General features: G+C 58.6%; 8 protein-coding genes. 1 reads left to right on the top strand and 7 read right to left on the bottom strand.

Translation table 11 applies throughout. From position 1 onward, the window contains the following. Nucleotides 1–327: 327 nt before the first annotated feature. From WMO66_RS09320 to secA, 7 genes are all read right to left on the bottom strand, one after another. On the bottom strand, nt 328–1038 hold the full coding sequence (locus WMO66_RS09320; protein WP_349136151.1) for a hypothetical protein: 711 nt from the start codon (nt 1036–1038) through the stop codon (nt 328–330). 32 nt (nt 1039–1070) lie between these two features. Beyond that, nucleotides 1071–1793 carry a PT domain-containing protein gene (locus WMO66_RS09315; RefSeq protein WP_349136150.1) on the bottom strand — a complete coding sequence of 241 codons (723 nt, stop codon included), beginning with the start codon at nt 1791–1793 and terminating at the stop codon, nt 1071–1073. A 39-nt stretch (nt 1794–1832) separates the two neighbouring features. Next, entirely contained in the window at nt 1833–2420 is a 588-nt protein-coding gene (locus WMO66_RS09310) for a hypothetical protein (RefSeq protein ID WP_349136149.1), read from the bottom strand. A gap of 59 nt (nt 2421–2479) precedes the next feature. After that, the gene (locus tag WMO66_RS09305; RefSeq protein ID WP_349136147.1) at nt 2480–3808 is read right to left on the bottom strand and encodes an S-layer homology domain-containing protein; all 1329 of its coding nucleotides are present in this window, start codon (nt 3806–3808) and stop codon (nt 2480–2482) included. Nucleotides 3809–4052: 244 nt separating this feature from the next. Next, nucleotides 4053–5675, bottom strand: a complete 1623-nt coding sequence (locus tag WMO66_RS09300; protein ID WP_349136145.1) for an ABC transporter substrate-binding protein — start codon at nt 5673–5675, stop codon at nt 4053–4055. 1 nt (nt 5676) lies between these two features. Beyond that, a complete protein-coding gene (gene pgeF, locus WMO66_RS09295; protein ID WP_349136144.1) occupies nt 5677–6480 on the bottom strand; it encodes a peptidoglycan editing factor PgeF in 804 nt (267 codons plus the stop codon). Further along, a complete protein-coding gene (secA, locus tag WMO66_RS09290) occupies nt 6477–9215 on the bottom strand; it encodes a preprotein translocase subunit SecA (protein ID WP_349136142.1) in 2739 nt (912 codons plus the stop codon). The genes pgeF and secA overlap by 4 nt, the downstream gene beginning before the upstream one ends. Before the next feature lie 70 nt (nt 9216–9285). Here secA and WMO66_RS09285 point away from each other — a divergent pair. Continuing rightward, nucleotides 9286–9465 (top strand): hypothetical protein (locus tag WMO66_RS09285; protein ID WP_349136140.1); only part of this gene is annotated, 180 nt, incomplete at its 3' end.

Raw genomic sequence — 9465 nt, 5'->3', positions numbered from 1 at the left:
CTACACGACGCTCTTCCGATCGGCCTCGCAATGACAAATCTGGGGACTGGTGCGGTCGACGATGCTACCACATAACTTGCTGGTCTGCAAGGCGCTCAGGGAACGCCGCTACAGACGCAATCGGTTTTTACCATTTTAACGACAGCTATTTCAAATTGGAAGTGCCTTTCCGAGATTGCACCCCAAGGGCACTTCCTCGCGCTTCGCGCTCAGGGCGCCACGGGCGCAGAGCGCCCTTGCAATGGCAAATCCGGGAGCAGCTGCCATGATAACAACAGTCTGCGCCGGGAGGGACGCATCCCTCCCGGCGCAGCTCGTTTCATTTCCTTATTTCCCTTCAGGATACAGCGTGATCTCCGCGCCGGTGCAGTCGGCCGGGACGGGGATCAGGCAGAGCATGCCGTTTCCGCGCACCTCTCCGACAGTCGGCGCGGACATCCGCAGGGTAATGTCCACCGTGCCGTCCTCCGCGCGGAGAACGACCGGGTCGAGCAGGGTGTCGCTGCCCAGACGGCAGAGGTCGATCAAAAGCAGCTTCTGCTCCGCAAAGAAGTCGGCGCTGCCGAACGCCTCGGCGGGCGCGCTGCAGGCCTCGTCCGTCAGGTGCAGCACCCCGTCCTCCGCGCGGCTGCGCAGATAGGAGCAGACCGTCTGCAGCTCCTCCTGCGACGTGACCCAGCGGCCGCCCGCAAGGAGCGCGTTTGCCTCCCATTTGACCTCGACGGCATCCGTCTTTGTCAGGTTCAGGACGGTCGACTTTGTGGCATGCGTCTGGTCCACCCACGAGTTGCTCGTCAGCTGCTCGACAGACGCATAGTACGGCACGAACACGATATCGGTCCTGTCCGTCTCCGTGTCCTCCTCCGCCGGAGTTTCGGCCCGGTGGATGGAGATGGCCTGCTTCGGCAGCATGCTGAGCGTCGAAACAAGCTCCTCGCCCTGCGTCTCGGGCATTGTCTCCTCCGTTGGGGCCGCCGCCGGTGCACAGGCCGAGAGGAGCAGCAGAAGTGCCGCAAAAATTCCGGATAATTTTCTCATAACGCGTCCTCCACGTTCCGAATGTCAGTCTCTTAAACCGTACACCGCTCCACGCGGTAGGTCTCTCCGATCGGGCTGGCGGCCAGGACATCCTCGATCGGGAACTCGATCTCCGTCGTGCCCGTGCCGGTGATGCAGAAATACTGCCGCTCCCGCGCGTGGGAGGTTGTGAGGATCTTATAGGTCATTTCCGAGCCGGACAGTTTGATATAGCCGTCGCGGAACTCAATGCGGGTAACGCCGGTACATTCCGTCACGGCATAAAATGCATCCCCGATCTCCGCACAGAAGGCACTGGGCGACGTCGTCGTCTCCATCGTAAAACTGTCACTGGCCGCAACCTCCCACACCTCCATCGGCAGGGTACCGGTACAAAAGCCATAAAGACCGGTGCTGTAAATCGCCAGATCGCCCTCCGGTCCGCTGTCATCCCCCTGACGGACAGTCTGCCCCTCCGCGTTGGTAATCGTGCAATCACAGTTCACGGAAACCTGAATCTTCACAGTATGCTCCGGACGCTCCGGCGGCTCCGTCGGGGCCTCCGTCTCCTCCGGCAAAGCCTCTGTCAGTTCCTCGGTAGGGGCCTCAGTTGGAGCCTCCGTCGGTGCTTCGGTAGGGGCCTCGGTAGGAGCATCCGTCGGCGCTTCGGTAGGGGCCTCCGTGGGCGGCTCGGTCTGAACTGCCGCCGGTGCGCAGGCCGTGAGGAGCAGTATAAGGCTCAAAAAGAGGCATAGTAATGACTTATTCATTTTCATAGGATATCACCCCAATTGCAATACTATGTTGTCCCAATATTACGAAACTTGCCGTGAAGACAAATCACGTACATCAACGATCTCCGCATGCTGATTCCCTTCGGTAATCATTAGCGGTGCAGTGCCGTCAAGGGATAGTTCAAGACTTTCCGGCTCGTTTCCATAGTAACAGATATAGTGATGGTCTTCCATGCTGGCAGTACTAGTCACACGATAATTGATATCGAAGCCCGTCACATTAATTTTATTTTTTGAAACGTCCACAGTGGAAATCCCCGTGCCCGTCACAGCATATAGCTCCTCATCGATCTCGGCATAGAAGCCGCATTCATCCGACTCTGTCTCAAAATGGAAGCTCTCACTGGCCCGTACTTTCCAAGCCATCCGTGCCGGCATACCTTCACCAAGAACGATCATCTTCGTATCTAAAATTTCCATGTCGCCGGAAGAAATACCATACTCCGACCGCAGCACTTCTCCGTCAGCATTTGTGATCGTACAATCTGCATTTGTATCGGCATAAATCCAAGTCGTACTCTCCTGCTTACTTGGACTTGCCGCGCGGCCATTATTGGCTCCGTCAATATCAAAGGAAAGCAGTCCGTAATAGGACGAATAATAATTCACATGAGATGGTCCTATTGTCCCTGTACTTGTCACAAAATAGCATGATTTATAATCGCTCTTTACGCGAAGCTTTGCCGGTGTATTGCTGTCCATCGAGTCCCAGCATTTGATTTCATAATATAATAACCGTTATTTAGGATTGGTTTCCCATATAAGAGAACCGAATGTCCCCATGTCGAATTACTCATGGTAGATTCAATAGAATAATTGACCATTACAATGCCGCCCTTAGCCAGACTGTCTACCAATCCCTTTGCCGGTGTACCGGAAGCGTTTGGTTTATTATCGAACTCCCCGCCACAGCTGGAAAGGTTTACCTTTGACTCTATGAATTGTGATAGATGATAATAATTAATGGTATCTTCCAACTGCGTAAAACGAATCGATCCTGTCCGGTTTAAGACTGTCTTGTGATGGCTATCAGTCACATTAGAGGGCTGTGGCATGCTGTAAATTGTCTTACAGGAATTTGTATAATTCCCATTAAGATCAATCACACCGTATTTATCCAGCATCAAGGACATGCTCAGGCCGTAACAAGACCCTATCCATTCCGTGTTCCGGACAAACATGCCAATAAGCGCTTCCTCTGTTTCGGTTGCAAGCGATAATAACTTATTATAATTTGCAGTTGAAATCAGGTACTTTTGGGGTTTCACGGTTGTCACCATATCAGATGCAGTAGCAGATGCAAAGTACTGCTTCGTATTGGAAAAAGAGAAGTTGTCTATTCCAGCCCGTATACCCTCAACATTCGTCCCGAAGCGGCAAATCCATAATGCAAGTTCCTTGCGATAGACACCGGCTTTGGGATATAGGCGCTTATTAGAGGACGAATCCGGATATACGATGCCATTACTCACAGCCCAGCGGAACGGGGTAATCGCATAGTCATATATATTCGCATAGTCTCCGCACGATGTAATCGACATATCTACAATCGGCGTTACTCCACGATACTTCTGCAAGTACCGGTAGAAGAAGGTTACCGCCTGTTCTCTTGTAACTGTGCTATCCGGTTCAAACGTTGTTGTCGTTGCGCCTGTAGTAATACCATACTTTACAGCCCAGCGAACCGCATTGTAATACCATGCGGAACTTGATACATCGGTAAAGTTGACACTGGCATAGCTTGCCGGACTTCCCGCCAAACGATGCAGAGTCGTAACGATCATCGCACGGCTAATTACCGTGTTGGGTTCAAAAGTGGTCGATGATGTGCCATTCATCAGGCCATTATCAGTCACGTAGTTGATTGCATCAAAATAACTTGGAAAAGCAGAACGAGTCACATCAGAATAGGCGGAAGCGAACGGTACTGTGATGGAGAACAGCAATGCCACAAGCAGCAGGGCACTGCACACACGTGTCAATCGGCATCGTTTCATTATGATGCATCCTTTCTTCCTTATTCTAGCTCACATATTCACGGACTAACTTATCTCTCTTTCCGCGGCTCCTTTCCATTCCTCGGTAAGGTCAGAATATCACACTTTAGAAACTCTGTCAATATCTTAGCATCGTATGTACCATAATTTTGAAAAAATGTCGATATTCGGTTGGTTATAAGAATTCCCCCTGAAGCAAACCCGGAGCTTATCCGGAATCCGCTTCAGAGGGAGCGAAATTCTATCAGGGTTCCTGCGTGGGGTCCGCCGCATCGGTCGGCTCCGTGGGTTCGGCGGGGTCGGCCGATACATCCGTCGGTGCGGACGGCTCTGCCGCGCCGTCATAGGAGTGGTCAGCATCGGCCAGCGTGCGCGCCGTGGCGGCGTTGTGGAACACGCAGTCCACGCCCGGCGAGATGGAGGCGATCGCACCGCGGCTGACGCAGACCTCGTAGCTCTTGAACACAATGGGGCAGAACGGCACGGTGTCGAGCAGGCGCGCGCAGAGGTCGGCATAGCTGCCGGAATTGCCCAGCGCCTGCGTGCAGAGGCCGGCCAGGGAAGCGTCCGCCACGGCCCCGTAGCTGAGCGCGCCGCCCGTGCGGAAGAATTCCGACAGGTCGAAATTCGCCGTCAGGCGGACCTCGCCGAGATAGGCGTCGTAATTACCCGCCTGCAGAGCGGCCACATAGGCCTCGCGGCCCAGCGAGCGGACCTTGAGAAAGAAGCCGTTTTCCTGCATGGAGGAGGACAGATATTCCGCAGCGCGCACGCGCGCCGGGTCGTCCGAGCACACAAGCAGCACGGGACAGTCCGTCTCGGACGTCGGCACGCCGGCATTGTGGATGGCGGCCTGAAAGGCCGTGGCCGAATAGGCATACTGCGCAGCAAGCTGCGCGTCATAGAGGTCGGAGGCAGGCGAGCAGGGCAGCGTCGCCGCCTGCGCAAAGCCGTTATAGACGGCGCTCGTCATCGCCTCGCGGTCGACGCCGTAGGTGAAGGCGCGGCGCAGCGCGACATTCGTGAACCAGCCGCTGTAGAGGTTGAAGCCGACATAGTGCAGGATGGGCGCCGGCGCTTCCCACGCCTCATAATCACAGCGGTAGCCGACGGCTGCCGGGGAATTCGGGTCGCAGTACACAAGGTCCGTGCTGCCGAATTCGAAATTGTCGCGGATGTCGTTCGGCGTTTTGGCCGCCTGCAGCTCGATGGTCTCGGCCGTCACGGCCGGGGCCTGTGTCTGCCACCAGCGGCTGCTGCGCCGGAGCACCTCGCCGTCGAGATAATACGGTCCCGTGCCGAGCGGCGTGCTGCTCTGTACCGTCGCCGCAGAGACGATGGGCACATCGAGCATCAGGGAAAAATTCTCATACGCCGTGTCGAGCGTGACCGTCAGGGTGCGGTCGTCATCCGCCGTGACGGACAGCATATGCGCCAGCCTGCCGGAATAAAGCGCGCTCTGCTGCGCCGCGCGCAGCGAGGCGGCGGCGTCCTGCGCCGTCAGAGGCGTTCCATCGGAAAAGCTTACGCCGGAAACAAGGGTATAGCGATAGGTCTTCCCGTCCTCTGAGGCCGTGAAGCTCTCGCAGAGCAGCGGCTCGGCGCGGAAATGCGACGAAACGACGAACAGGCTCTCATACAGCAGCGAAAACGCCGCGCGGTTCACCGTCGCCGTGCAGGTATAGGGGTTGAAGCCGTGCTCCGGCAGGTAGGACAGACCGAACGTCTTCGGCGCGGCGGCCGTCTCCGTCGGGGCGGCCGCAGTCTCCTCCGTCGGCTGCTCCATGGGCTGCGTGGGCTGACCGGCCGCAGAGCAGGCGCACAGCAGCAGGGCAAGCAGCAGGCAGAGGGCAAGCAGTCGCTTCATATCAGCCCTCCTCCCGCAGCCGGATGATGGCCGCCAGCGAGCCGCGGGCATTGCCCACGCGGCGGTGCGACCAGAATCGCTGCGGCTGGCAGGCCGTGCAGTCGGCACTGATGTCGATGCATGTCACCCCGGCGCGGCGCAGCCAAATAGCATTGAGCCGCTTCAGGTCGACATAGAATTTTGCCCCGGCGGGCCGGATGGCCTGCCCGGCCTCGCTGCCGAGGGCGGCGCGCATGGCATCCGGCACATCGGCATCCGTCTCAAAGCAGCACGGGCCGATGCACGGACCGATGGCCGCGCGGATGTTCTCCGGGCGGCAGCCGAACTCCCGCTGCATGGCCTCGACCGCGCGGACCGCAATGCCCGCCGCCGTGCCGCGCCAGCCCGCATGGGCCGCGCCGATGGCGCGTGCTATTGGGTCAAACAGCAGCACGGGCGTGCAGTCGGCAGAGAAAATTGTCAGTGCAACGCCCGGCTCGTTCGTCACAAGGCCGTCGACGCCGTGCTCGGCCTCCCGCTGCAGGCCGCGGCCGCAGTCCGCGCGGCCGACCCGCTCGACGAGGGCGGAATGCACCTGCTTCGTGAACACGGTCTCCTCCGGCGCAAAGCCAACGGCCCGGCCGAGGCGGGCATAATTCTCCAGCACGTTTTCCGGCCGGTCGCCCCGGTGCGTGCCGAGGTTCAGGCTGGCGAGCGCGCCCTCGCTCACCCCGCCGAAGCGGGTGGAAAAGCAGTGGGCCACACCGTCCAGCACATCGCTCGTCAGGTATTCCAGCTCTCCTTCTCGATGGACGCGGAAGCTCATGACTTGGCCTCGTCCTTGTCGCGGCAGCAATACTTGTATTTCTTGCCGCTGCCGCACGGGCACGGATCGTTCGCGCCGATCTTGATCTTCTTCACGGGCTGCTGCTTGACGGTCTTATCGGCAGCGCCGCCGGTCGCCGTGATCTTTGCGACCTGCTTGCGGCGGATATCCTCCTCCGTGCGCAGGCGGAACAGATACAGGCGGCGGACGGTCTCCTCGCGGATGGCGTTGATCATGCCGTCGAACATCGCAAAGCCCTCGCGCTTATACGCCACGACTGGATCGGTCTGCCCGTAGGCGCGCAGGCGGATGCCCTGCTTCAGGTCCTCCATGGCGTCGATGTTGTCCATCCAGTACTCGTCGACGACGCGCAGCAGGATGATGCGCTCGATCTCGCGCATGCGCTCCGCGCCGAACTCCTGCTCGCGCGCGGCATAGGTCTGGCGGAAGAGCGGATAGAGCTGCTCCTTCGCCTCGTCGCGGCTCAGGCCGGGCTGCGGGGCGAATGCGCCCTTCGGATAATAGACGCCCTCAAATTTTGCGTTGATCTGCGCCAGCTTCTCCGGGTCGTCGCAGTGGTCGGCACCGGCGAAGGCATCCTCGACCTCGGTGTCGATGACATAGTGGATCATGCCCTCGATCGTCGAGGAGAGGTCCTCGCCGTCGAGCACCTTCTGGCGCTGCTCGTAGATGACCTGACGCTGGGTATTCATGACATCGTCGTATTCCAGCACGTTCTTGCGCATCTGGAAGTTGCGGCTCTCGACGTTCTTCTGCGCGTTTTCAATGGCGTTGGAGAGCATCTTGGCGTCGATGGGCGTGTCCTCGTCGATGCCGAGCGAGTTCATCATATTCATGATGCGTTCGGAGCCGAACAGGCGCATGATGTCGTCCTCGAGCGACAGATAGAAGCGCGTTTCGCCGGGGTCGCCCTGACGGCCGGCACGGCCGCGGAGCTGATTGTCGATCCGGCGGGACTCGTGGCGCTCCGTGCCGACGATGAACAGGCCGCCGGCCTCGCGCACGCGCGCGGCCTCCTCGGCGATCTCGGCCTTGTGCTGCGCCAGCAGCTGCTTGTAGCTCTCGCGCACGGCAAGGATCTCGGGATTTTCCGTCTCGGCATAGGAATTGGCCTCTGCCACCAGCTCGTCCGGCAGGCCCTGCTTGCGCAGGTCGGACAGCGCCATGTATTCGGCATTGCCGCCGAGCATGATATCCGTGCCGCGGCCTGCCATGTTCGTGGAGATCGTCACGGCGCCGAACTTACCGGCCTGCGCCACGATCTCGGCCTCACGCTCGTGGTGCTTGGCATTCAGCACGGTGTGCGGCACGCCCTCGCGCTTGAGGAGCTTCGAGAGATACTCGGACTTTTCAATGGAGATGGTACCGACCAGCACGGGCTGGCCCTTGGCGTGGCAGTCCTTGATCTGCTGGATGACGGCGCGGAACTTGCCCGCCTCCGTCTTATAGACGACGTCGTTGTGATCGACGCGGATAACGGGCCTGTTCGTCGGAATTTCGACGATGTCGAGCTTGTAGATGGCGGAGAATTCCTCCTCCTCGGTCATGGCCGTGCCGGTCATGCCGGAAAGCTTGGCGTACAGGCGGAAGAAATTCTGGAACGTGATGGTCGCAAGCGTCTTGTTCTCGCTGGCGACGGACACGCCCTCCTTGGCCTCGATGGCCTGATGCAGGCCCTCGTTATAGCGGCGGCCGTACATCAGGCGGCCGGTGAATTCGTCGACGATGATGACCTGGCCGTCCTTGACGACATAGTCGATATCGCGCTTCATGACGCCGCGGGCCTTCATGGCCTGATTGATGTGGTGCACGAGCGTCGTGTTCTCCACATCGGACAGATTCTCCACGCCGAAATACTTTTCGGCCTTGGCGATGCCGCTGGCCGTGAGCGAGACGGTGCGGGACTTCTCCTCGACATAGTAATCGCAGTCGAGGTCGTCCTGAATTTCCTTCTCGTCCGTCGTGGCAAACACCTTGCGGCGCAGGCCAGAGACGAAGAAGTCGGCCATTTCATAGAGCTTTGTCGATTCCTCGCCCTTGCCGGAAATGATAAGCGGCGTACGGGCCTCATCGATGAGGATGGAGTCGACCTCGTCGACGATGACGAAGTTATGGCCGCGCTGGACCATGTCCTTCTTATAAAGAGCCATGTTGTCGCGCAGATAGTCAAAGCCGAGCTCGTTGTTCGTGCAGTAGGTGATATCGGCAGCATAGGCGGCGCGGCGCTCGTCCGGCTTGAGATCGTGGACGATCAGGCCGACCGTGAGGCCGAGGAAGCGATAGACCTTCCCCATCCATTCCGAGTCGCGCTTGGCCAGATAGTCGTTGACCGTGACGATGTGCACGCCCTTTCCCGTCAGGGCATTGAGATAGGCAGGCAGGATGGCGACCAGCGTTTTGCCCTCGCCGGTCTTCATCTCCGCGATGCGGCCCTGATGCAGCACGATGCCGCCGATGAGCTGCACGCGGTACGGCCGCATGCCGAGCACGCGGTCCGCCGCCTCGCGGCAGACGGCAAATGCCTCGGGCAGGAGGTCGTCGAGGTCCTCGCCGCCCTGATAGCGCTTGCGGAACTCGTCCGTCTTTTCACGCAGCTGCTCATCCGTCAGCGCCTTCATCTCGTCCTCCATGGACTCGATGCGCGTGACGAGCGGCATAAGCTTCTTTACCTCACGCTCCGAGCGGGTGCCGAAGATTTTTTGAATGATTCCCATAGGATGCAAGACCTTTCCGTCGGATTTTCATCCGAAATTATATCACAATCCCCCACATAAGAAAAGTAAAATGCGGGGAAAGAAACAGAAAATTCACATTCCGGCGGCCGGTTTTACCGATTCAACCGCCGGTTTCTTGAAATATGCCGGGTTCCATGCTAAAACAGGAAGCACTGATTCAATCAGCAAGAGCGGATGGCGAGAGATTTTTTGGCAAGTCGAGGTATGGAAAACGCAGGAATACTTTGTG

The organism is Faecousia intestinalis (assembly GCF_040096185.1).
Classification (GTDB): domain Bacteria; phylum Bacillota; class Clostridia; order Oscillospirales; family Oscillospiraceae; genus JAZOXB01.
The sequence above is the reverse complement of the archived record's forward strand: the minus strand, read 5'-3'. Positions and strand labels throughout refer to the sequence as shown.